20 protein-coding genes and 1 other RNA gene are annotated in these 24,382 nt (G+C 64.8%); 12 read left to right on the top strand and 9 right to left on the bottom strand.

The genetic code is table 11. The annotated features are described in order from the left end of the window. Positions 1-56: 56 nt before the first annotated feature. On the bottom strand, positions 57-1,139 hold the full coding sequence (locus tag ACK4S9_RS07145) for an AI-2E family transporter (RefSeq protein WP_409723448.1): 1,083 nt from the start codon (positions 1,137-1,139) through the stop codon (positions 57-59). A 179-nt stretch (positions 1,140-1,318) separates the two neighbouring features. On the opposite strand from ACK4S9_RS07145, the gene ACK4S9_RS07150 reads away from it, so the two are divergent. Beyond that, complete coding sequence (locus ACK4S9_RS07150) at positions 1,319-1,522, top strand: CsbD family protein (protein WP_409723451.1); 204 nt, start codon at positions 1,319-1,321, stop codon at positions 1,520-1,522. A gap of 109 nt (positions 1,523-1,631) precedes the next feature. Here ACK4S9_RS07150 and ACK4S9_RS07155 read toward each other — a convergent pair whose 3' ends face one another. Together ACK4S9_RS07155 and ACK4S9_RS07160 are read right to left on the bottom strand one after the other, a co-directional pair. Then, positions 1,632-3,851, bottom strand: coding sequence for an alpha/beta fold hydrolase (locus ACK4S9_RS07155; protein WP_409723454.1), 2,220 nt, complete (start codon positions 3,849-3,851; stop codon positions 1,632-1,634). Positions 3,852-3,924: 73 nt separating this feature from the next. Then, on the bottom strand, positions 3,925-5,361 hold the full coding sequence (locus tag ACK4S9_RS07160; protein WP_409723457.1) for an MATE family efflux transporter: 1,437 nt from the start codon (positions 5,359-5,361) through the stop codon (positions 3,925-3,927). A gap of 150 nt (positions 5,362-5,511) precedes the next feature. On the opposite strand from ACK4S9_RS07160, the gene tssF reads away from it, so the two are divergent. The 3 genes from tssF to ACK4S9_RS07175 all read left to right on the top strand — a co-directional run bounded on the left by tssF (position 5,512) and on the right by ACK4S9_RS07175 (position 9,157). Then, on the top strand, positions 5,512-7,347 hold the full coding sequence (tssF, locus tag ACK4S9_RS07165) for a type VI secretion system baseplate subunit TssF (protein ID WP_409723460.1): 1,836 nt from the start codon (positions 5,512-5,514) through the stop codon (positions 7,345-7,347). Between the two features lie 7 nt (positions 7,348-7,354). Continuing rightward, complete coding sequence (gene tssG / locus ACK4S9_RS07170; RefSeq protein WP_409723463.1) at positions 7,355-8,341, top strand: type VI secretion system baseplate subunit TssG; 987 nt, start codon at positions 7,355-7,357, stop codon at positions 8,339-8,341. 192 nt (positions 8,342-8,533) lie between these two features. Next, the gene (locus ACK4S9_RS07175) at positions 8,534-9,157 is read left to right on the top strand and encodes a type 1 glutamine amidotransferase domain-containing protein (protein WP_409723466.1); all 624 of its coding nucleotides are present in this window, start codon (positions 8,534-8,536) and stop codon (positions 9,155-9,157) included. Positions 9,158-9,316: 159 nt separating this feature from the next. On the opposite strand, the gene ACK4S9_RS07180 is transcribed toward ACK4S9_RS07175, so the two are convergent. From ACK4S9_RS07180 to ompA, 6 genes are all read right to left on the bottom strand, one after another. Next, entirely contained in the window at positions 9,317-9,739 is a 423-nt protein-coding gene (locus ACK4S9_RS07180) for a hypothetical protein (protein WP_409723469.1), read from the bottom strand. A 372-nt stretch (positions 9,740-10,111) separates the two neighbouring features. Further along, positions 10,112-10,470, bottom strand: a transfer-messenger RNA (tmRNA) gene (ssrA, locus tag ACK4S9_RS07185). Between the two features lie 175 nt (positions 10,471-10,645). Further along, positions 10,646-11,368: a hypothetical protein gene (locus ACK4S9_RS07190; protein WP_409723472.1), complete on the bottom strand. Its 723-nt coding sequence runs from the start codon at positions 11,366-11,368 to the stop codon at positions 10,646-10,648. Between the two features lie 147 nt (positions 11,369-11,515). Beyond that, positions 11,516-12,220, bottom strand: a complete 705-nt coding sequence (locus ACK4S9_RS07195) for an HAD family hydrolase (RefSeq protein WP_409723475.1) — start codon at positions 12,218-12,220, stop codon at positions 11,516-11,518. 19 nt (positions 12,221-12,239) lie between these two features. Beyond that, positions 12,240-12,941 (bottom strand): bifunctional 2-polyprenyl-6-hydroxyphenol methylase/3-demethylubiquinol 3-O-methyltransferase UbiG, encoded by a 702-nt coding sequence (gene ubiG / locus ACK4S9_RS07200; protein ID WP_281913467.1) that lies wholly within the window; start codon positions 12,939-12,941, stop codon positions 12,240-12,242. A gap of 271 nt (positions 12,942-13,212) precedes the next feature. Continuing rightward, positions 13,213-13,926: an outer membrane protein OmpA gene (gene ompA / locus ACK4S9_RS07205; RefSeq protein WP_409723478.1), complete on the bottom strand. Its 714-nt coding sequence runs from the start codon at positions 13,924-13,926 to the stop codon at positions 13,213-13,215. A gap of 477 nt (positions 13,927-14,403) precedes the next feature. Here ompA and gyrA point away from each other — a divergent pair, with 477 nt between their 5' ends. The 8 genes from gyrA to cmk all read left to right on the top strand — a co-directional run bounded on the left by gyrA (position 14,404) and on the right by cmk (position 24,083). Then, positions 14,404-17,019 carry a DNA gyrase subunit A gene (gyrA, locus tag ACK4S9_RS07210; RefSeq protein ID WP_409723481.1) on the top strand — a complete coding sequence of 872 codons (2,616 nt, stop codon included), beginning with the start codon at positions 14,404-14,406 and terminating at the stop codon, positions 17,017-17,019. A 76-nt stretch (positions 17,020-17,095) separates the two neighbouring features. Further along, positions 17,096-17,644, top strand: a complete 549-nt coding sequence (locus ACK4S9_RS07215; protein ID WP_409723484.1) for a DUF2059 domain-containing protein — start codon at positions 17,096-17,098, stop codon at positions 17,642-17,644. 21 nt (positions 17,645-17,665) lie between these two features. Then, complete coding sequence (gene serC, locus ACK4S9_RS07220) at positions 17,666-18,763, top strand: 3-phosphoserine/phosphohydroxythreonine transaminase (protein ID WP_409723487.1); 1,098 nt, start codon at positions 17,666-17,668, stop codon at positions 18,761-18,763. A 161-nt stretch (positions 18,764-18,924) separates the two neighbouring features. Beyond that, positions 18,925-19,995 carry a prephenate dehydratase gene (pheA, locus tag ACK4S9_RS07225; protein WP_409723490.1) on the top strand — a complete coding sequence of 357 codons (1,071 nt, stop codon included), beginning with the start codon at positions 18,925-18,927 and terminating at the stop codon, positions 19,993-19,995. A 24-nt stretch (positions 19,996-20,019) separates the two neighbouring features. Continuing rightward, a complete protein-coding gene (hisC, locus tag ACK4S9_RS07230; protein WP_409723493.1) occupies positions 20,020-21,123 on the top strand; it encodes a histidinol-phosphate transaminase in 1,104 nt (367 codons plus the stop codon). Further along, positions 21,120-22,028, top strand: a complete 909-nt coding sequence (locus ACK4S9_RS07235) for a prephenate dehydrogenase (protein WP_409723496.1) — start codon at positions 21,120-21,122, stop codon at positions 22,026-22,028. The genes hisC and ACK4S9_RS07235 overlap by 4 nt, the downstream gene beginning before the upstream one ends. Then, entirely contained in the window at positions 22,025-23,356 is a 1,332-nt protein-coding gene (aroA, locus tag ACK4S9_RS07240) for a 3-phosphoshikimate 1-carboxyvinyltransferase (protein ID WP_409723498.1), read from the top strand. Before ACK4S9_RS07235 ends, aroA begins: the two co-directional genes overlap by 4 nt. A 64-nt stretch (positions 23,357-23,420) precedes the next feature. Next, a complete protein-coding gene (cmk, locus tag ACK4S9_RS07245) occupies positions 23,421-24,083 on the top strand; it encodes a (d)CMP kinase (protein ID WP_409723501.1) in 663 nt (220 codons plus the stop codon). Positions 24,084-24,382: the final 299 nt, after the last annotated feature.

A 24,382-nucleotide genomic window follows, 5' to 3' on the forward strand; every position in this document is an offset into this window, starting at 1 on the left:
GAGCAATACTAATGCTCGAGTTCGTGTCCGAATGTCAGACCTGACCCCTGGTGTTTTCAACTTCGCTTTTGCGCCGGGCGGTCGCCCAGCACGTCTTCGACGTAGAGCATCTTGACCAGCACCGCCAGCCCGGCCGCCAGCGGCGTCGCCAGCGCCACCCCGGCGAAGCCGAACAGGGTGCCGAAGACCAGTTGCATCACCACGACCAGGGCCGGTGGCAAGTCCACCGCCCGGGCTTCGATCAGCGGCTGCAGCACATAGCCTTCGACCAGCTGGATGCCGACGAACAGCAGCACCGTGTACAGCGCCAGCTCCGGGCTGATCGACAGCGCAAGCAGTACCGCCGGTATGCCGGCCATGATGGGGCCCAGGTAGGGGATGAAGTCGAGCAGGCCGGCGATGATGCCCAGGATCAGCGCCAGCGGCACGCCCAGCATGGACAGGCCGATCGAGGTCGCGATGCCGACGATCAGCATCGAAGCGGCCTTGCCCAGCAGCCAGCTTGCCAGCGTGTTCCCGAGCTCCTGCTGCACTTCGCGGGCACGCGGACGTTTGCTTTGCGGCACGAGACGGATGGCGCCATTCGTGTACAGCTGCGGCGATGCGGCAAAGTAGATGCCGACGAAAATGATGATGACCACGTTGCCGATGGCGCCCAGCACGCCGCCGAAGAACAGCCCGGCGTTGGGCACCATATTGCCCATCTGCTTGACGATCTGTTCCGGCGGCGGCAGTTCGCTGGCGACACGCTTGAGCAGCGGATGCTGCTGCACCGCAGTTTGCAACCGCTCGACGGCGGCCGGGATTTCTTTTGCCAGCTTGCTCGACTGCTCGGAGATCTGCGGCGCCATGGCCCAGCTGCCGAGGCCGACGATGGCCGCCAGCACCAGCACCACGATGGTCAGCGCCCATTTGCGCTCGATGTGCAAGCGCCGCGCCATGATCTCGCTGAGCTTGTAGAGCAGGATGGCGCACAGGATGCAGGCAAAGACCAGCAGCAGGGCATCGGCGGCCAGTACGACGGCGGCCGCGAGCGCGATGAACAGGATGGCCAGGCCATTGATGATCGTCACGCGCTTGGCGAGGCGGCGCTGTGTTTGCGGCGGGTCGGAAGCATGTTCCTGGTGTTGTTCGGTCATGGCATCAGCCTTTCGAGCGGCATGGTCGTGTTGACAAAAGATTAGCATTGTCAATGTTACGATGTCGCGCAAATGCTGACATTTGTGCAATGTGCGCACACGAACAGAAGCACTGCCGACGCTGCCGTATTCTGGACCCATGCATGGCCATCCGGACATGTCAACTCAAGGAGAAGACCATGATCAACAAAAACCAAGTTGAAGGTAAACTGAAAGAAATCGGCGGCAAGATCCAGGAAGAATTCGGTGATGCGATCGACAGCCCGACGCAGGAAGCCAAGGGCAAGGCAACCAAGGTCGAAGGCAAGACCCAGAAGACGATGGGCGATGCACAGGAAAAAGTGGAAGAGAAGCTGGACGACGTCGCACGCCGCCCGCACTAATCAGCTTTCACGTTCACAAACAGCCGCCCGTGTGCGGCTGTTGTCGTTCTGAGGCGCTGACATGAAACAGCCGCCCTCAGGCGGCTGATGTCACAAGACGGAAACCGGTTTACTTCGCCGCCGTCCCACCCAGGTTCTTCTTGAAGAAGGCCTCGATCATCCCATACACGTGACGCTGGTTGACCTTGCCCGAGATGCCGTGCTTGGCGCCCGGATAGGTCATCAGGTCGAACTGCACGTTACGCTTGACCAGCTTGTCGATCAGGCGCGTGGTGTTGGTGAACAGCACGTTGTCGTCGGCCATGCCGTGGATCAGGAGCAGGGGCGACTTCATGCCGTCCAGGTGCGCGAACACGCCGCTGCGCTCGTAGGCCTTCGGATCCGACTTCGGCGTGCCGCCCACGTAGCGCTCGGTGTAGTGGGTGTCGTACAGCGCCCAGTCCGTCACCGGAGCCACCGACACGCCCATCGCGATCTTGTCCGACGCCGCCGACAGCAGGCGCAGGGTCATGAAGCCGCCGTAGCTCCAGCCGAACACGCCGATGCGCTTCGGATCGACGAAACTCTGCTGGGCCAGCCAGTCGATGCCGGTGATCTGGTCTTCGACTTCGACCGAACCGAGGTTGCCGTAGAGGGCGTCGGTGAAGACGCGCTCGCGGCGGCCCGAGCCGCGGTTGTCGAGGCGGAACACGACGAAGCCCTGCTGCGCCATGTACTGGTCAAAGTAGTTGCCCCAGGCGCGGGTCACACGCTGCGAGTGCGGGCCACCGTAGGTGAACAGGAACACCGGGTAGCGCTTGGCCGGGTCGAAATTGGCCGGTTTGATGATCGAGTAGTGCAGCGTCTGGCCATCCTTGGCCTTCATCGTGCCGTACTCGGTCGGCAGGTGGTCCGGCAGGTACTTGGCGTACGGGTGGTTGGCGTTCAGCTCGTTCTTCTCCAGCCATTCCACCATCGTGCCGTCGGCGCGGCGGATCGACACCTGCGGCGGCGTGGTCGGGTTCGAGTAGGTGTCCACGAAAATCTTGCCGTTGCCTGCGAACGCCGCCTCATGCCAGCCGTCGCCGGCCGTGATGCGCACCGGGTTGGCGGCATTGCTGCCGTCCAGCTTGAGCGCGTAGGTCTGCTTGTCGATCATCGCGTCCTTGCTCGACGAGATGTAGACGCGCCCGCCGGCCTCATCCACCGCCAGGACGCTGTCCACGCCCCATTCGCCCTTCGACAGCGGATACTGCAGCTTGCCGTCCAGGCCATACAGGTAGAGGTGCTTGCGGCCGCTGCGCTCGGACGCCCAGATGAAGGCCTTCTTGTTCTTCAGGAAGCGCAGGTCGTTGTGGATCTCGACCCAGGTTTTCGAGGTTTCGGTGAGCAGCGGGCGCTGGGCCAGGGTGTCGACGTCGACGGCGATCAGGTCGAGGCGCTTCTGGTCGCGCGACTGGCGCTGGTAGACCAGGGTCTTGGCGTCGGCGCTGAAGTCGGCGCGCACCAGGTAGATGTCTTTCTCGGCGCCCAGGTCCACCTTGCGCTGCTGGCCGGTGGCCGGATTGACGATCATCAGCTCGATCAGCACGTTCGGATCGCCCGCGGCCGGGTAGTGCTGGTCGATCACTTCGGTGCGGTCGGCGAAGATCTCGAAGCGGCGCGCCACCGGCACCGGCGCTTCGTCGTAGCGGCGGTAGGCGATCGCGGAATCGTCCGGCGCCCAGTAGTAGCCGGTGTGCTGGTCCATCTCTTCCTGCGCGACGAACTCGGCCTCGCCATTGTGGATGGTGCCCTTGCCATCGGTGGTCAGCTGGCGCTCGGCGCCGGTTTGCAGGTCGATCACGACCAGGTTCTGGTCGCGCACGAAGGAGACGTAGCGGCCCTTCGGCGAAATCTTCGGATCGGTCACGTTGCCCGAGGCGACCTTGCGCGGCGCGTCAGGCTTGGCGGCGTCGATCAGGAACAGGTCGCCGCCGATCGGCACCAGCAGCTGCTTGCCGTCCGGCGACCAGTAATAATTGATGATGCCCGACAGGCCGGCGGTACGGGCGCGCTCGCGGCGCGCCTTTTCCTCGAGCGAGAGCTCCTCGTTCGGCACCAGGCGCTTGGAATCGACCAGGCGCTGGGTGCTCTTGGTCTTCATGTTGTATTCCCACAGGTCCTGCTGGTACTGGTTGTCGGCACGGCCGCGCAGGAAGGTCACGCGTTCGCCGTCCGGCGAGACGCGCAGGGTCTTCACGCTGGCGCCGGCCAGGGCCGGATCGCCGTAGATGCGGTCCAGCGTCAGGCGTTCGGCCGAAGCGGGAGCGGCCGCCAGGGCGGCCATAAGGAGCAGGAGAGGGCGCATTGAAATGTCTCTGGTATAAGTTAATTTGCGACAACTGCGGAACGATACCAGAGTCGGCCCTCAAAAGCTGTAATTACGTCGCTGCCAGCGGCTGGTTCGCGCGGCGGTCTGCCGCACCATCGCGGATGCGCTGGCGCGCCAGCTTCTCGAAGGACCAGGTCAGCAGCACCGCCGCCACCGTCAGCGCCACCACCAGGCCGATCCAGAAACCGGTGGTCGACATCGGCGCGGCAGGCGTCCACGGGAACCACCCTGGCGCCAGGCCCAGGATGCAGCCGAGCGGCAGCGACACGCCCCAGAAGGCCAGCAGCTGAATGATCATCGGCCGGCGCGTCACCTGGTAGCCGCGGATCGCCGAGGCGGTGGCGACCTGGGTCGCATCGGACAGCTGGAACAGCGCCGCGAACAGCAGCAGGTTGGCGCAGGCGGCTTGCACCGCCGGGTCGGAGGTATAGGCGGCCGCGATTTCCCAGCGGAAGACGGCGATGAACAGCGCCGACAGGGCGCCGAACGCCACCGACATGCCGACCCCGACCCAGCCCACGAAACGCGCCCGCTCCGGATTGCCTTCGCCCATGGCCTGGCCGACCCGGGTCATCATGCCGATCGCGAAGCTCAGCGGCACCATGAACACCAGCGAGGAGAAATTCAGCGCCACCTGGTGCGCGGACACCGCCACCACGCCGAAGCGCGCCACCAGCAGGCTGATCAGGCCGAAAGCGCTGACCTCGGCGAAATAGGTGACGCCGATCGGCAGGCCGAGGCGCAGCATGGAACCGATGGCTTGCCAGTCCGGGCCTTCCCAGCCGGTAAACGGATACGTCATGCGATACGCCGGGGCATGCTTGATCCAGAGGACCATGGCGCCCAGCATCAACCAGATGCCGGCGGCGGTCGCAACCGCGCAGCCGACCGCTCCAAGCTGAGGGAAGCCCAGCTTGCCATACACCAGTACCCAGTTACCGAAGACGTTGAAGACGAAACCAATGATGGCGATCCACATGATCGGCTTGGTCTGGTTGATGCTGGTGCTGTAGCCGTACAGGGCACGGAAACAGGCGAAGGCGGGCATGCCGATACTGACGACGTGCAAGTACATGGCAGCGCGGTCCGCAACGTGCTGTTCGAGCCCGACATGATCGAACAGCAAGGTACACAGGTTGGCAAACAGCATGGCGACCAGGCCGACCAGCAAGCCCTTCCACAGCGCCTGGCGCACCGAATGCGGCACCTGGTCGTAGCGCGCCGCGCCGATCTCGTGGGCGACGACGGTGTTGATCGCCATCATGGTGCCCATCACGGTGACCAGCACGATCGACCACACCGAGGTGCCGAGCGAGACCGCGGCCAGCTCCTCGGCGCTGACGTGGCCGGTCATCGCCACGTCGGCCACGCCCATGCCCACGGTGGCCAGCTGGCCGACCAGCATCGGCCAGGACAGGCGCCACAGTGTGGAGACCTCGGTGCGGACCGGGGAGGTGGTGCTGGACGGGGAAGCGGTACTGGTCATGGTCGATCTGGCGATGCTGGAAAGCCCGCCATTCTACTGTCGAAAGGACTAGCCTGCCGCTTCCCGTGTAGTTGCTCATCTGTTCTTGCGCCGCCGCAAGGTCTAGTGCGCAAAACTGCATGACCTTTAGCTCTTCGAGAGGAGAGTGCGATGGAAGAACTGTTGCCGTACTACGAGCGTGAACTGGTCTACCTGAACACGGTCGGGCGCGAGCTGGCGCACCAGTATCCCCGTCTGGCGAGCGAGCTCGGCCTGGGCGCCGAGGGCCTCGAGGATCCGCACATCCGCCGCCTGATCCAGGCCTGCGCCCTGCTCAATGCGCGCACCGCCCGCAAGCTCGACGACGACTATCCCGAGTTCACCGAGGCGCTGCTGGGCAGCCTCTATCCCTACTTCCTGCAGGGAATTCCTTCGTGCTCGATCGCGCGCATCGGCAACGGATCCGGGGTACAGGTATCCGGCAAGCTCGAGCGGGTAGAGACGGTGCCGCGCGGAACCGAGATGAGCGCGCTGCACGCCAAGGGCACGGTGTGCCGCTTCCGTACCGCCGGTTCCCTGATGCTGGCGCCGGTCGGCGTCGCGCGGGCACGCTACAAGCCGGTGGTGCACGCGCCGGCCCACGTGCGGCTGCCGGCGCGCGCCACCGGGCAGGTGGCGCTCACGATCGAGAGCGCCGTGCCGGCGCGCCTGCTGCGCCAGCTCGGCCTGCCGCGCCTGCGCCTGTACGTCGATGCCGATCCGCTGCTGGCGGCAAGCCTGATCGACACGCTGTTCATGCACGTCGGCGCCAGCTATCTCGAGATCGGCGACGGCGGACCGTGGCGCCAGATCGAGCGCATGCCGCTGGCCCTGGGCGGCTTCGGCGACGACGATGCGCTGGTGCCGCTGCGCCCGAGCGAGCACGCCGCCTACCGCCTGTTGAGCGAATACTTCGCCTTCCCCGACAAATTCCAGTTCATCGACATCGACTTGGGCAAGCTGGCGCCGATGCTGCCGGCCGCCGCGCACCGCTTCACCCTGCACCTGATCGTGAACGGCCTGCACGGCGACAGCGGCGCCGTCCGCCTGCTCGGGACGCTGGAGGCGGCGCACCTGGTGCCCGGCTGCGCGCCAGTGGTCAACCTGTTCCACCAGGCCGCGATGCCGGTGCGGATCACGCACCGCACCGCCATGTACGACGTGGTGCCGGGACGCCACGAAGAAGACGTGGAGGTCTACAGCATCGACAGCGTCAACGTGCTGCGCACGGCGGAGGGCAGGGTGCAGTCGATCTCCTACCGGCCCTATTATGGGCTGCGGCACGGCGAGGGCGGCGAGCTGCGCGAGCGCTACTGGTTCGCCCGCCGCGACGACCGCGGCATGCACCGGCAGCGCATGAAGATCGGCTTCACCGATGCCGGTTTCACCCTGGCGCCGGACGAGCAATGCGTGGCCTCGATCGACCTGACCTGCACCAACGGCATGCATGCGGCCACTACCGGATTCGGAGCACCGGACGGCGACCTGACCAGCGAAACCGCGACCGGCGGACTGCCGATCCACCTGCTGCGCCGGCCGACGCTGCCGCATCGTTTTCCCTCGTCGGGCGGCGCGCACTGGCGCCTGGTGGCCCAGCTCGCGCTCAACCACCGCTCGCTGGGCGACCTCGACGCCTTCCGCGAAGTGCTGACCCTGTACGACGTGTCGCGCTCGGCGGCGACGCAGCGCCAGATCGCCGGCATCACGGCCATGGAGACCCTGCCGTCCACGGCCTGGCTGCGCAACCCGGGCGGGGCCACGCTGGTCCACGGGCTGGAAGTGCGCATGACGGTGGACGAGGAAGCCTTCGCCGGCAGCAGCCTGTATGTGTTCGCGGAAGTGGTGAACCGCTTCTTCGGCCTGTACGTCCACATCAACAGTTTCACGCGGCTGGTGCTGCGCTCGGCGCAGACCGACCGCGAGCTCCTGCGTTGCGAACCGCGCAACGGCAACCTGACGCTGGTGTGATCGCGCCGTGATCACCGAGTTGCTGGCCGAGCCCTGGCGCTACGAATTCTTCCAGGCCATCCGCCTGCTGTCGCGCTGGCTGCGCCGCTACGGCGTGGCGCCGGAGACCGCGATCCGCTTCGAGAACAGCCTGTCGCTGGCCTTCCCGGCGAGCGACATCGATGCGCTGCAGCTCGAGCAGGGGCAGGGCCCGGGCGGCGCGGGCACGATGCGCCTGCACGTGCGCACGGCGGTGATGGGCCTGCTCGGCCTGAACGGCGCGCTGCCGCTGCACTACACCGAGCGCATCGCCGCCTGGGAGCATGCGACTCGCGACGAAGGCCCGCGCGCCTTCTACGACGCCTTTTCCAGCCGCCAGGTGGCGCTGTTCTACCGCGCCTGGCGCAAGTACCGGGTGCGCGGCGGGGCGGACGAGCACAACCGTGATCGCTTCCTGGCCCAGCTGGTGGCGCTGGCGGGCGCGGGGTGGCAGGGGCCGGGGCCGGGCCAGCCCGGAGGCGGCCTGGCATTCGAAAGCCTGGCCTACTTCGCCGCCCAGCTGCGCAGCCGGGTGGTGCCGGGGCACCTGATCGCCGGCGTGCTGTCCGAGTACCTGCAGGTGCCGGTCACGGTCGAGCAGTTCGCCGGCAAGTGGGATCCGCTCGGCACGGGCGAGCGCAGCCGCCTGGGGGAAAACAACTGCGACGTCGGCTTCGGCGCCACCCTGGGCGAGCGCCTGCTGCGGCCGGAGCTCGGCATCCGCATCAAGGTGGGGCCGCTGTCTTCGCGCATGTTCGAACGCTTCCTGCCGGGCGCGGGCGGGGCCCGGGCGCTGGCCGCGCTGCTCGACCGCTTCGCCATCGACGTACCGTATCGCGAGCTGCAGGTGATCCTGCGCGGCGAGGAGGTCGACGGCGCCAGCCTGGACGGCACGGTCCGGCTCGGGCTGGACGGTTTCCTGTGCACGCGCCCGGACCGGCGCGACCGCGCGGACGTCTGCTACCTGCTGCCCTAGCACCTGACACATGCTTGTTCGCTGGCCATGAGACCGTCGCACCGGCGCAGGCCGGTGCCCAAGTTCCACCGCTTGCCGAACTCATGCAGTTGCACAGAGCGAGGTGCAGGTGCCGGTCATCCGCGCGACGTTTGCCAGGGGGCCGTCCTACAATCGGCTTGACTAGCGAACCAAGCAGACAGGAGGGTATATATGGAAAATATTGTGAATGCGGGCGATCACCTGGACCTGGTGAGCGAGGAGGACCTGGTCGGCAGGCGCGTGGCGGTCCTGATGACCGATGGCGTCGAGCAGGTCGAGTACACGGAGCCGCGCCGTTTCCTGGAGCAGAAGGGCGTGCGCGTGACGCTCGTGTCGCCCAAGGGCGCGGGCGAGGAAGTGCAGGGCATGAACCACGACCAGCCGGGCGACAGGTTCAAGGTGGAACTGAGCCTGTCGCAGGCCAGGGAAGCGGACTTCGATGCGCTGCTGCTGCCGGGCGGGGAAGAGAATCCGAAGAAGCTGCGCCAGATACCGGAGGCGATCGCCTTCATCAAGGCCTTCGATGACGCGGACAAGACGATCGCGGCGATCTGCCACGGGCCGTGGCCGCTGATCGAGGCGGGGATTGCGGAGTCCAAGCACCTGACCAGCTATCCGGCCATCCAGGACGACCTGAAAGCGGCGGGGGCGGAGTGGACGGACGACGAGGTGGTGGTGGACGGCAAGCTGATCACGAGCCGCAAGCCGGATGATATTCCGGCGTTCAATGAGGCGCTGATGAAGGAGTTGATGGTGATTCAGCAGGCGGGGATGGATCCGGGACCGACGTCGTAGTAGGAGTCTGCAGCAGTGATGATGTATTTACTTGCCGCTTGATTATTCACAGTAGGGCGCTGTAGCGTGGGCGGGGCAGGGCAGCGGCCTGACCCGTCCATGGGCGAGACAGGCAGACGCCTGCAATGCAGGCGTTTCGATCGAACGAGCCGTCAACGCTCAATCCCCGCCGTTGATGTGTCCTTGAATTCTCCAGCCCTTACTAAACTTGCGAAAGCACAGCTGCGAGTGCGGAAACGGTTTCTTGTCCAGCGCCCCGTGTGGAGTGCAAAGCTGACCGTCGCGCTTTCTCTCGAAATTCCGTCCAGAGACCATTTCCCGGAATTCTTTCCAACCGTGGTCCTTGTATTCCTCTCGCAGTCTAGCGTTGTCAAATTGGAAGCTGGTGCTGAAATTCTGGATGGGCGACGCCGCTGGGTCGAACGATCCGCCGAAGTCTCGGGCGATGTAATAATTAGGAGCCAGTAGTACATACACGGCTTGCGCGTTCTTCTTCTGAGCGGCGACCCGGAGAGAAGCGATAAATTGCTGAAACGATTCTTCAGTAGCGTGTAACGCGATAGGTTTCGATTCGGCTGCCATTGCACGGGCTGGGTAGAGCCCAGCCATAAGGAAGAGAATGCAAATCACAGCCGAATCAACCTGATAACCCCACCGCAAGATGTCAAGTAACCGATACGCCTTCATCTACCCTCCGGATCGACATGGAATTGATCATTGTGGTCCGGTATCGAAGTAATACGGATGACTTAGCGTAATAAGCATTTGTTCGGGCAACTCAGCAGTGGTCACTGCGGCGTGGCTCGCACACGCACAAAGGGTGTAGAACCAGTGAGGTGCGTGGTGAGGAATTTACTGCGGATGGGGTAGCCCGCAGCCGTTATTTCGGCTTGTGATCAAGCGAGAGCGGAAAAGAAAAAGCCGCTGACGAATCAGCGGCTTTTTGGAAGAGGTTGGTGGAGGCGGCGGGAATCGAACCCGCGTCCGCAAGCACTCTACAGACAGTTCTACATACTTAGCACTATCAATTAATTTAACCTGGACAACGGGGATGTGCACCCTTTGGACAGGCGAGTCACCTATTGTTTAACAGTCGACCAAGTGACCCGGCCTACTGCGAGCCCCTGTAAATGAGTCCACGAGTCTTGCGACACACCCCAGGGGCGAGGTGTTGTGGACCTAGCAGCAATTAAGCTGCGAGTGCGTACGAGTTATCGTTTGCAGTTATTGATTTCTGGATGTATTTACGAGGTAACCAGTCCTCGGTATGCCCTGCGCTGCTTTGCAACCCACGTCGAAACCAGGTCGCCCCCAACGAAAGAACTTCGATTGTACTCCAATTCGTCACTACGTGCAGCCTGATAGCTTAGAGCCCGCTTAACGTCAAGTGGCATCGCCATCTGCATGTTTCAAAAGAAAACCGCAGGCTGAATACCTGCGGCCCTCTAGAGCAGGGCGGCGTCCCGAGGAGGCCGCCCTGGAGCTTGCTTAACGGTTGCGGTTGGCGATCTCGTTGCCGATCATGCCGCCGCCGATGATGCCGGCCACGGTAGCCAGCTTCTTGCCGTTGCCGCCGCCGATCTGGTTGCCGATCAGGCCGCCGATCACGGCGCCGGTGCCGATGCCCACGTAGTTGGGTTGGGCAGGCGCCGGTGCCGGTGCCGGCTGCGGGTAGTAGCGCGGCTCGCTCGGCTTGGCGTGCACCACACGGGTCTTCTCGACCACCTTCACTACCGGCTTTTCGCGGATCACTTCCTTGACCACGACGCGCTCCGGTGCCGGGGCCGGCTGGACGGCCGGCTGCAGGTAGGCGACCGGCTGGGCTGCGGCGACCGGCATGGCCATCTGCGGCGCGGGGCCGGCAGCCAGCTGGCTGGCCAGCTGCGGCGTCACCGGGGTGGCCGACAGCGGCGCGGCGGCGACCTGGCCCTGGACCGCGGCGGCCGGCACCATCACGACCTGGCCCTGGGCGGTGGTCACCGGCACCAGGTTCGGCTGTTGAAGCGCGCTCTGCTGCATCGGCGCCTGTGCGCCGTATGGCGCAGCGGCTGCCAGCTGGTTTGCGGGCACGTCGGGGGCGCTGTTCGAGTTCGGCAGCAGGCCGGTGATCGCGGCGGCGCCGGTCAGGCTGACAATCACGACCGACACGGCGGCAGCGGCCATCAGGGGGTGAATGCGCGAGGTGATGACATTCTGGCGGGTGGTTTCCATGTTCTGCTCCGTTTGAGACGTTGTGTTGTCGTATGGGAGTAGATTACCGGCGAGCCCGGCACAGAACTAGACGGAAGCCTGTATCAATCGTAAAGATGTGTAAGCGAGCCGCTGCGGCGATCCGGCGGCCCGCTCGGGAACGGGGCGTCAGGCCGACGCCGCCGCGCGTGCGCCTTCGACCACGGTGCGCAGGGTCTGCAACAGGTCGGTCGGGGTGTCGAGCAGGTAGTCGGCGCCCCAGGTCGAGGGTTCGATGGCGCCGCAATAGCCCCAGTTGCAGGCCACCGTGACCATGCCCGCGGCGCGGCCGGCCTCGACGTCGCGCTGGTCGTCGCCCACGTACCAGCAGTGCTCCGGATCCACGCCCAGGCGGCGCGCGCCTTCGAGCAGCGGGGCAGGGTGGGGCTTCGGGAAGCCGGTGGTGTCGCCCGAGACCACGCAGCCGGCGTGCGACAGGCCGATCTGCGGGATGAGCGGATCGGTGAAGCGCGCCGGCTTGTTGGTGACGATGCCCCAGGCCATGCCGGCCTGCTCGATCCCGACCAGCAGTTCGGTCACGCCGCCGAACAGCGAGCTGTGCACGGCCATGGTTTCCTGGTAGCGGTCGAACCATTGCAGGCGCAGTTCCTCGTAACCCTCGTCGCCCGGCGCCAGGCCGAAGGCGGCGCCGATCATGCCGCGCGCCCCGGCCGACGCGGTGGGGCGCAGCACCGAGTACGGGGTCGGCGGCAGGCCGCGTTCGGTGCGCAGCCAGTTGACGGCGGCCGCGAGGTCGGGCGCGGTGTCGGCGAGCGTGCCATCGAGGTCGAACAGGATGGCACGCGGTGCCGGCAGGATGGTCGGGAGAGTCATGTAAAAATCAGGGCGAGGTTCAGAGCGGCTTGCTGCACGCCACCATGTAGTTCACATCGGTGTCGTTGTTGAGCGAGTAGATCTTGGTGAGCGGATTGTAGGTCAGGCCTTTCAGGCCGTCGACCTGCAGGCCTGCCAGCCGTGCGAACTGCGACAGCTCGGCCGGTGTGATGAACTTGGCGTAGTCGTGGGTGCCGCGCGGCAGCATGCGCAGGATGTATTCCGCGCCGATGACGGCGAACAGGTAGGACTTGGGGTTGCGGTTGAGGGTCGAGAAGAACACGTGGCCGCCCGGTTTCACCAGGGTGGCGGCCGCCTGCACGATCGAGGCGGGATCCGGCACGTGCTCGAGCATTTCCATGCAGGTGACGACGTCGAACTGGCCGGCTTCTTCAGCGGCCATTTCTTCGGCGGAGATGTGCTTGTAGCGTACTTCCACGCCCGATTCGAGGCTGTGCAGGTCGGCGACCTTCAGCGCCTTCTTCGACAGGTCGATGCCGGTCACCTTGGCGCCCTTGCGCGCCATGGCTTCGGACAGCACGCCGCCGCCGCAGCCGATGTCGATCACCTTCTTGCCCAGCAGCGGAGCGCGGGCATTGATCCACTCGAGGCGCAGCGGATTGATTTCGTGCAGCGGACGGAATTCGGACGTCGGGTCCCACCAGCGGTGGGCCAGTTCGCTGAATTTCTGGATTTCTAAGGGGTCTGCGTTCGTATTCATACTCGGGATGATACTGGAAATGATGAAGCTCACGGGCTGCCGCACGGAAAATATGTACGGGTGTGCCGGCAAAAATTGGGCACCCGCCTGCGCGGGTGCGACGGTCTTGGCGTTGCAGGATTCGATTACTGTTTCGTGTTCGCACTCTAAAGCGACGTCATCCCCGCGAAGGCGGGGATCCAGGTTCGTCGTGTGCCGCAAACGTTAGCATTCGCCAAAAACGAAAAAAAACCCCGCCAGGGCGGGGTCTTCCTGAAGCAATCGCGAGGGATTACTTGTTGACGGTACGGGTACCGACGACTTCGATTTCCACGCGGCGGTTCTTGGCGCGGCCGCTCGAGGTCTTGTTGTCGGCTTCAGGCTGCTTCTCGCCCTTGCCTTCGGTGTAGATGCGGTTCTCTTCCACGCCCTTGCCCTTCAGGTAGGCCTTGACGGCTTCGGCACGGCGGATCGACAGCTTCTGGTTGTAGGCGTCGGTGCCGATCGAGTCGGTGTGGCCGACGGCGATGATGACTTCCAGGTTCATGTCGCCCAGTTTCGAGACCAGTTCGTCGAGCGACGCCTTGCCGGCTGGCTTCAGGACGGCCTTGTCGAAGTCGAAGAAGGCGTCAGCCGAGTAGGACACTTTTTCCGAGGTCGGGACCGGAGCCGGTGCCGGGGCCGGTGCCGGGGCAGGCGCCGGAGCCTGGACGACCGGCGGTGGCGGCGGGGCCACGCACTTGCCGTTTTCCAGCTTTTCAGGCGGCACGCACAGCGGCGCGTCGCAGCCCGGGACCGCGTCTGCCGGGGTCCAGTAACCGGTGCGCCAGCACAGGCCGAAAGGATTGCGGGCGATCACGCCGCGGCTGTCCTGCACATAGGCGCTGTAGGGAGTGCGCGCCTGGATGTCCGTGGTCAGCGGTGCATACGGTGCATCGCTTTGGGCGTATACATTGCCCGCGATCGCAGCCGAAGCAGCGAGCATGAGGGTTGCCAGTTTATTCATGTTCTTTTTCCTTTCGGGGGATAAGTGCCTTGCGAAACTCAGCGGGGCGTTATGGTCAAGATACTAACACGTCCGGGGAAGGGAGCCAGTTTCGCATTATGAAACAATCAATTAATTTCCTGTCCATTTTGCCACATGCACCAAAAACGCACGACTGCACCTAAATCAAACTTGATGCATATTTTTATCAACGTTGTTTGGGCGCAACATTTGGTCAAGCGTGCTGGGCCGGCCTCGACAATCGTTGAACTGTCATGGCAGGAAAACGGAATTGTGCTAGCACTAACTGCCCCATGGTAGAATCATCCGTTGCAGTCAAGGGAACATCGATAAACCCGCTACGCGTTGCATCGTCGGCTTGCGATGCTCGCTGTACTTTTCGTACAGCTGTGCTTCTCAGCCAACGCTGCTGCCGCTCGCGACGGTTTCTCGACATTCCCTCAATAACCATTAGCCTGAAAGCAGTCGACCCGCCCAATGGATCAATTCGCAAAAGAAACAGTTCCCATTTCCTTAGAAGAAGAAATGCGCAAGAGCTACCTCGATTACGCGATGAGCGTGATCGTGGGCCGTGCTCTGCCGGACGTGCGCGACGGCCTCAAGCCGGTGCACCGCCGCGTGTTGTACTCGATGCACGAGAGTAACTACGCGCACAACCGTCCGTACGTGAAATGCGCGCGCGTGGTCGGCGACACCATGGGTAAGTACCACCCGCACGGCGACGCGTCGATCTACGACACGCTGGTGCGCATGGCGCAGGACTTCTCGCTGCGCTACACCCTGGTCGACGGCCAGGGCAACTTCGGCTCGATCGACGGCGACTCCGCCGCCGCAATGCGTTATACCGAGTGCCGCCTGGACAAGATCGCCAGCGAACTGCTGGCCGACATCGACAAGGACACCGTCGACTACCAGCCGAACTACGACGGCAAGGAAAAAGAGCCGACCGTCCTGCCGACCAAGATCCCGAACCTGCTCATCAACGGTTCCTCGGGCATCGCGGTGGGCATGGCCACCAACATCCCGCCGCACAACCTGTCGGAAGTCATCAACGGCGCCCAGCACCTGCTGAAGAACCCGGACTGCAGCATCGACGAACTGATCGAGCTGATCCCGGCGCCGGACTTCCCGACCGCCGGCATCATCTACGGCGTCTCGGGCGTGCGCGACGGTTACCGCACCGGCCGCGGCCGCGTGGTGATGCGCGCCAAGACCCACTTCGAGGAATACGGCAAGGACGGCGGCCGCGTCGCGATCATCATCGACGAGCTGCCCTACCAGGTAAACAAGAAATCGCTGCTCGAGCGCATCGCCGAAAACGTGCGCGACAAGAAGCTGGAAGGCATCAGCGACATCCGCGACGAGTCCGACAAGTCGGGCATGCGCGTGGTCATCGAACTGAAGCGCGGCGAAGTGCCGGAAGTGGTGCTGAACAACCTGTACAAGCAGACCCAGCTGCAGGACACCTTCGGCATGAACATGGTGGCGCTGGTCAACGGCCAGCCGAAGCTGCTGAACCTCAAGCAGATGCTCGAGTGCTTCCTGTCGCACCGCCGCGAAGTGGTCACCCGCCGCACCGTGTTCGAGCTGCGCAAGGCGCGCGAGCGCGGCCACATGCTGGAAGGCCTGGCGGTCGCGCTGGCCAACATCGACGACTTCATCGCCATCATCAAGGCCGCGCCGACGCCGCCGATCGCGAAGGTCGAGCTGATGCAGCGCGCCTGGGATTCGTCCCTGGTGCGCGAAATGCTGAACCGCACCGAGATGGGGGCGTCCGGCGGCATCGAGGCCTTCCGTCCGGAGCACCTGCCGAAGCACTACGGCATGCAGCTCGATGGCCTGTACAAGCTGTCCGACGAGCAGGCCCAGGAAATCCTGCAGATGCGCCTGCAGCGCCTGACCGGCCTGGAGCAGGACAAGATCATCAACGAGTACAAGGAGGTGATGGACCACATCGCCGACCTGCTCGACATCCTGGCCAAGCCGGAACGCGTCACGACCATCATCAGCGACGAGATGGCGCAGATCAAGTCGGACTACACCGAAAACGGCAAGGACCAGCGCCGCTCGGCCATCGAACACAACGCCAGCGACCTGGAAACCGAAGACCTGATCACCCCGCAGGACATGGTGGTCACGCTCTCGCACACGGGCTACATGAAGTCGCAGCCGATCGGCGAATACCGCGCCCAGAAGCGCGGCGGCCGCGGCAAGCAGGCGATGGCGACCAAGGACGAGGACTGGATCGACCAGCTGTTCATCGCCAACACCCACGACTACATGCTGTGCTTCTCGAACCGCGGCCGGATGTACTGGCTGAAGGTGTGGGAAGTGCCGCAGGGCTCGCGCAACTCGCGCGGCAAACCGATCGTCAACATGTTCCCGCTGCAGGACGGCGAGAAGATCACCGTGATCCTGCCGCTGTCGGGCGAGAACCGGACCTTCCCGGAAGACCACTACGTGTTCATGGCGACCTCGCTGGGCACCGTCAAGAAGACTCCGCTGAAGGACTTCAGCAACCCGCGCAAGGCCGGCATCATCGCGGTCGACCTCGACGACGGCGACGTTCTGGTGGGCGCGGCGCTCACCGACGGCCAGCACGACGTGATGCTGTTCTCGGACGGCGGCAAGGCCGTGCGCTTCGACGAGAACGACGTGCGTCCGATGGGCCGCACCGCGCGCGGCGTGCGCGGCATGAACCTGGAAGAGGGCCAGAACGTGATCGCCCTGCTGGTGGCCGAGAACGAGCAGCAGTCGGTGCTCACGGCCACCGAGAACGGCTATGGCAAGCGTACTCCCATCACCGAGTACACCCGCCACGGCCGCGGCACCAAGGGCATGATCGCGATCCAGCAGTCCGAACGCAACGGCAAGGTGGTGGCGGCGACCCTGGTCGACGCCAACGACGAGATCATGCTGATCACCACCGGCGGCGTCCTGATCCGTACCCGCGTGGCCGAGATCCGCGAGATGGGCCGCGCGACCCAGGGCGTGACCCTGATCGCGGTGGAGGACGGCACCAAGCTGTCCGGCCTGCAGCGCGTCGTCGAAACCGACCTCGAAGAGGTCGAGCTCGAACAGGCGCCGGAATAAGCCGAAGGGCCGCGTCGACGCGGCCCTTTTTTTCGCGCCGGCCCGGCCGGCGCAGCAACCCGAGACACCTACAACAATGAAAAAATTCGTCCTTGCCCTGACCGCCGCCGCCACTTTCGCGGCCTTTCCTTCGTTCGCGCTGGCCGCGCCAGGCGTCGACCCGCAGGCTGCCACCGCCGTCAAGGCCATGTTCAATGCCATGGAAATGCGCAAGAACATGAACGCCATGTACGCGCAGATGCAGCAGGCCATGCCGGCCATGATGCGCCAGCAGCTGGGCGGCATGATCCAGGCCGACCCCAAGCTCGACGCGCAGCAGAAGCAGGAAGCCATGGCCAAGGTCGAACGCTCGCTGCCGCACATGACCCAGTCGCTGGCGAAGATCTTCAACGATCCGGCCCTGGTCGACGCGATGATCGACGAAATGGTGCCGCTGTACGCCAACAACTACACGGTCGCCGAGATCAAGCAGCTGACCGCGTTCTACCAGAGCCCGGTGGGCCGCAAGATGATGACGCTCACGCCGAAGCTGGCGACCGAGGGCATGGCAGCCGCGCAGCGCGTGATGATGCCGCGCGTCGCCAAGCTGATGCAGGACATGGCCCAGGACGTACAGAAACCGTAAGCGCATAGAAAGGACCGCCGGATGGCGCAACACACGCAGGTATTCAATTTTTCGGCCGGCCCGGCCGTCCTCCCGAAGGAAGTGCTGCAGCAGGCGGCGAGCGAGATGCTCGACTGGCACGGCAGCGGCATGTCGGTGATGGAGATGAGCCACCGCGGTCCGGAATTCATTTCCATCTACCGGCAGGCGGAAAGCGACCTGCGCGAGCTGCTGGCGGTGCCGGCCAACTACAAGATCCTGTTCATGCAGGGCGGGGGACTGGCCCAGAACGCCATCATCCCGCTCAACATGGTCGGCTGCTGCCCGCAGCCGGCAACGATCGATTTCATCCATACCGGCTCGTGGTCGGGAAAATCGATCAAGGAAGCCAAGCGCTACGCCCACGTCAACGTCGCCGCCTCGAGCGAGGCGGACGGCTTCACCGGCGTGCCGCCGCAGGACACCTGGAACCTCACCTCGCACGCGGCCTACCTGCACATCTGCACCAACGAGACCATCGACGGCGTCGAATACAACTTCGTGCCCGATTCCAGGCCGAAGGTGCCGATCGTGGCCGACATGTCCTCGCACATCCTGTCGCGCCAGATCGACGTGTCGAAGTACGGCGTGATCTTCGCCGGCGCCCAGAAGAACATCGGCCCGGCCGGGCTGACCCTGGTGATCGTGCGCGACGACCTGCTGGACGACGCGTTGCCGATCTGCCCCTCGGCCTTCCACTGGCGCACCGTGGCCGAGCACGATTCCATGTTCAACACGCCGCCCACCTACGCGATCTACATCGCGGGCCTGGTGTTTGCCCACCTCAAACGCCAGGGTGGCGTGGAGGCGATGGAACAGCGTAATATTGAAAAAGCGCGCCTGCTGTACGAGGCGCTGGACGCCGACGACTTCTACCAGAACCGCGTCGCGCCCGAATACCGCTCGCGCATGAACGTACCGTTCTTCCTGCGCGACGAATCCCTGAACGACAAATTCCTGGCCGGCGCGAAGGAGCGCGGGCTGCTGCAACTGAAGGGCCACAAGTCCGTCGGCGGCATGCGGGCATCGATCTACAACGCGATGCCGCTCGAGGGTGTGCAGGCCCTCGTCGATTATTTGAACGAATTCGCGGGCCGGTAATCAGAGAGTCCCGCTGTTCGTAGGGTGGGCGGCTTTGCCGCCCACGCGGTGATACGCGAAATATGCGTCTCGTTCACGGTCCGTTGACCGCGTGGGCGTTCGTAATTCCGTGCATTGCCCGAAATTACCCCGCCCACCCTACGGAATAATACGAGCTTACGATGAATGACAAACTCACTCCCTTGCGCGAACAGATCGACGCGATCGACGCGCAAATCCTGGAACTCCTGAGCCGGCGCGGCCAGATCGCCCAGCAGGTCGGCCACGTGAAGGCCGAGACCAACGCCCCGGTGTTCCGTCCCGAACGCGAAGCCCAGGTGCTGCGCGGCGTGGCCGAGCGCAATCCCGGCCCGCTGAAGGACCGCGACGTCCAGACCATCTTCCGCGAGATCATGTCCTCCTGCCGCGCGCTGGAAAAGCGCGTGACGGTCGCCTACCTGGGGCCGTCGGGCACCTTCAGCGAGCAGGCCGTGTTCCAGCAGTTCGGCAGCGCCATCGAGACGCTGCCCTGCGTGTCGATCGACGAGGTGTTCCGCGCCACCGAGGCCGGCACCGCCGACTTCGGCGTGGTGCCGGTCGAGAACTCGTCCGAGGGCGCAATCAATCGCACCCTCGACCTGATGCTGGCCACCACCACCGTCATCAGCGGCGAGATCTCGATCCCGGTCCACCATAGCCTGATGACCAGAACCGGCAGCATGGAGGGCGTGACCGTCGTGTGCGCCCATTCGCAGGCGCTGGCCCAGTGCCAGGTGTGGCTCAATCTGCACCATCCGGACATCGAGCGCCGCGCGGTCGCCTCCAATGCGGAAGCGGCGATCCTGGCCAGCCAGGACCCGAGCGTGGCGGCGATCGCCAGCGAGATGGCGGGCGAGCGGTACAGCCTTGGCGTGGTGCAGGCCCACATCCAGGACGACCCGCACAACCGCACCCGCTTCGCCGTGATCGGCAGCCTGGAAACCGGCCCGTCCGGCCGCGACCATACCTCCATCGTGCTGGCCGTGCCGAACAAGGCCGGCGCCGTCTACAACCTGCTGGCGCCGCTCGCCAAGCACGCGGTGTCGATGACGCGCTTCGAATCGCGCCCGGCGCGCATCGGCACCTGGGAGTACTACTTCTACGTCGACATCGAGGGCCATGTGCACGATGCCGCCGTAGCCCGCGCCCTCGACGAACTGAAGGACAATGCCGCCTTCTTCAAGGTGCTCGGCTCCTACCCGCAAAGTCTTTAATTTTCATTTTTATTCGAGAGTCCCATGTCGCAATTCGGTCCAGATTACGTCCGCGCCATCGCCCCTTACCAGGCCGGCAAACCCATCGCTGAAGTCGCCCGCGAGTTCGGCCTCGACGAAGCCAAGATCGTCAAGCTCGCCTCCAACGAGAACCCCTTCGGTATCCCGGAATCGAGCCGCGCCGCGATGGCGCAGGCCGCCGCCGACCTCGGCCGCTACCCGGACGCCAACGGCTTCGAGCTCAAGGCTGCCTTGTCCGCACGCTACGACGTCCCGGCCGACTGGATCACCCTGGGCAACGGCAGCAACGACATCCTGGAAATCGCCGCCCACGCCTTCGTGCAGAAGGGCGAATCCGTGGTGTATGCGCAGTACTCCTTCGCCGTGTACGCGCTGGCCACCCAAGGCGTGGGCGCGCGCGCGATCGTGGTCGCGGCCAAGGACTACGGCCACGACCTCGACGCGATGGCGGCCGCCATCGAGCCTGATACCCGTCTGGTCTTCATCGCCAACCCGAACAACCCGACCGGCACCTTCATCCCGGCGGCCGAGATCGAAGCCTTCCTGCAGAAAGTGCCGGCCAACGTGGTCGTGGTGCTGGACGAGGCCTATAACGAATACCTGGCGCCGGAGCACCAGTTCGAGTCGAGCCAGTGGGTGCGCAAGTACCCGAACCTGATCGTCTCGCGCACCTTCTCCAAGGCCTACGGCCTGGCCGGCTTGCGCGTGGGCTTCGCCATCGCCCAGCCGGCGGTGACCGACCTGATGAACCGCATCCGCCAGCCCTTCAACGTCAATTCGCTGGCGCAGGCCGCTGCGATCGCCGCGCTGAACGACAAGGGCTTCCTGGAGAAGGGCGCGCAGAACAATGCGGAAGGCTACAAGCAGCTGACCGCCGCTTTTGATGAACTCGGCCTGCAGTACGTACCATCGTTCGGCAACTTCGTGCTGGTGAAGGTCGGTGACGACGACCAGGCCGGCGCCCGCGTCAACCTGGCGCTGCTCAAGCAGGGCGTGATCGTGCGCCCGGTCGGCAACTACGGCCTGCACCAGTGGCTGCGCATCTCGATCGGCCTGCCGGAAGAGAACGCCGCCTTCATCGCAGCGCTGAAGAGAGTGCTGGCTTGAAAATCGAGCGGCTCGTCGTCGTCGGCGTCGGCCTGATCGGCGGTTCCTTCGCGCTGGCCCTCAAGCAGGCCGGCGTGGTGCGCACCGTGGCTGGCTTGGGCCGTGAGCCGGAAGCGATGGCGCGTGCGCTCGCGCTGGGCATCGTGGACGAGGTCTGCGAGACTCCGCAGCAAGCGTTGCGCGGCGCCGACCTGGTGCTGCTGGCTGCGCCGGTCGGGCAGACCGGGGCCATCCTCGCCGCGCTGCTGCCATACCTGGAACCGCACACCGTCGTGACCGATGCCGGCAGCACCAAGTGCGACGTGGTGGCCAGCGCGCGTGCGGCGCTGGGCGAGCGCATCGGGCAGTTCGTGCCCGGCCACCCGATTGCAGGCAGCGAGTCCAACGGTCCGGATGCGGCCCGTGCGGAGCTCTACCGTGGCAAGAAGACCGTGCTCACCCCGCTGCCGGAAAACTCGGCAGGCGACGTCGAGCGCGTGGCCGCCGCCTGGCGCCACTGCGGGTCGCTCATCCATACCCTGAGCCCCCACGACCACGACCGCGTATTCGCCGCCGTCAGCCACCTGCCGCACCTGCTGGCCTACGCGCTGGTGGACGACATCGCCGCCAAGCCGCACGCCAGCCTGCTGTTCCAATACGCCGCCAGTGGCTTCCGCGACTTCACCCGGATTGCCGGTTCCTCGCCCGAAATGTGGCGTGACATCAGCCTGGCCAACCGCGAGGCCTTGCTCACCGAGCTCGATGCATATCTGGCACAATTGACTTCATTGCGGGCGACGCTCGCCGCCGCCGACGGACGCGGCCTTGAAACCGTATTCGCCAACGCGCAGCGTGCGCGGCGCGAATGGGTCGAGGCCATCGAGGCCGGCTCGCCGCCGCCCCCGCAGAACCAGGATACAGAATGACGCAGTCTAAACACTACCCGCAGCACATCGACCTCGAACCCGTGATCCACGTGGAAGGGGCGGTGCGCCTGCCGGGTTCCAAGAGCATCTCGAACCGCACGCTGCTGCTGGCCGCGCTGTCGGAGGGAACGACCACCATCCACGACCTGCTGGCCTCGGATGACACCATGGTGATGCTGGGCGCGCTGCGCTCGCTGGGCATCAAGTGGGATGAAGTCGACGAGCGTACCGTGGTCGTGCACGGCAACGGCGGCGTGCTGCCGATTCACGAGGCCGACCTCTTCATGGGCAATGCCGGCACCGCGATCCGTCCGCTGACGGCCGCGCTGGCCGTGATCGGCGGCGACTACACCCTGCATGGCGTCTCGCGCATGCACGAGCGCCCGATCGGCGACCTGGTCGACGCGCTCAATGAGGTCGGCGCCCAGATCGAGTACACGGGCGAGCAGGGCTTCCCGCCGCTGCGCATCCGCCGCGGCCATATCCACGCCAACCGCATGTCGGTGCGCGGCAACGTGTCGAGCCAGTTCCTGACCGCGCTCCTGATGGCGGCGCCGCTGATGGCGACAAGTCACGCGGTGTCGATCGACGTGGTCGGCGAGCTGATCTCCAAGCCCTATATCGAAATCACCCTGAACCTGATGCGCCGCTTCGGCGTCACGGTCGAGCAGAACGGCTGGGCCTCGTTCACCGTGCATCCGGGCCAGCGCTACCAGTCGCCCGGCAGCATCCACGTCGAGGGCGATGCTTCCTCGGCTTCCTACTTCCTGGCGGCCGGCGCGATCGCGGGCGGCCCGGTGCGCGTCGAAGGCGTGGGCGAGAACAGCATCCAGGGCGACGTGCGCTTCGCCGACGCGCTGGAACGGATGGGCGCCATCGTCACGCGCGGCGAGAACTGGATCGAAGCGCGCTCGAACGGCGTCTTGAGGGCGATCGATGCGGACTTCAACCACATTCCCGACGCCGCCATGACCATCGCGGTGGCCGCGCTGTACGCCGACGGCCCGAGCACCCTGCGCAACATCGCCAGCTGGCGCGTGAAGGAAACCGACCGCCTGGCCGCGATGGCGACGGAACTGCGCAAGGTCGGCGCCGAGGTGGAGGAGGGGCCGGACTACATCCGCATCACCCCGCCGGAGCAGCTCAAGCCCGCCACCATCGACACCTACGACGACCACCGGATGGCGATGTGCTTCTCGCTGGCCTCGCTCGACGGCAAGGCGCGGCGCGGCAACGCGATGCGCATCAACGACCCGAAATGCGTGGCCAAGACCTTCCCGGAATACTTCGAAGCCTTCGCCGGCATTGCGAAGAACGAACTGTTTTGAACACGGTCGCGCGGGGGAGCCAGTAAAATAGACAACTGGACCGTTTTACCCCCGCGACCATCACATGCCAAATAATCCCATTCCCGTCATCGCCATCGACGGCCCGACCGCTTCCGGCAAGGGCACCGTCGCCGCCAAGGTGGCCGAGCGCCTCGGCTTCCACCTGCTCGACTCGGGCGCCCTGTACCGCCTGACGGCGCTGCAGGCGATCCGCCGCGGCCTTGAATTGCGCGACGAACACGGCATCGCCAAGCTGGCCGAACACCTGCCGGCGCGCTTCGTCGGCGGCGACATCTTCCTCAACAACGAGAACGTCACGGGAGCGATCCGGGCGGAAGAAGTTGGCAACATGGCATCGAAGATCGCCGCGCTGCCGACCGTGCGCCAGGCCCTGTTCGGCCTGCAACTGGGCTTTCGCGAGACGCCCGGCCTGGTGGCCGACGGGCGCGATATGGGCACGGTGATCTTTCCCGGCGCGAAATTAAAAGTGTTCTTGACCGCAAGCGTCGAGGCGCGTGCGCAACGCCGGTATAAGCAATTGATTGACAAAGGATTTTCTGCTAATATGGACGATCTGCTGAAGGATTTGACCGAGCGGGACGAGCGCGACACCAAGCGCGCCATCGCTCCCCTGGTCCCGGCAGCGGATGCGCACTTGCTCGATACCTCGAACATGTCGGCCGCGGAAGCGGTCGAACGGGTGTTGGCGTGGTATGCGCACAAGTGAGTTTCAAAGTTTGAAATGACGGGGCAAGGCTGGCTTGGCTAGCTGAAAGACCGTCATTCCGGCGTAGGCCGGAATCCAATTTCGGTGAGTCGCCGTTGGCTCGAGTCATCGCCGTGGCGACTGCGCTGCGAAAATTGGGTCCCCGCCTTCGCGAGGACGACGTGCAGGGGGAAATGGTCAGAATGACATTTTCACTGCGCGTTGTCCTTGTTGGTGCCTGCGGCGGCAATTCCGCCATCGCAGGTGTGTGTCAACCTAACCCCAGTTCAGTCCGCACCATTGCCGGCCTGCTGGGCTAA

It is taken from the genome of Massilia sp., assembly GCF_046293535.1.
GTDB lineage: Bacteria > Pseudomonadota > Gammaproteobacteria > Burkholderiales > Burkholderiaceae_D > Telluria.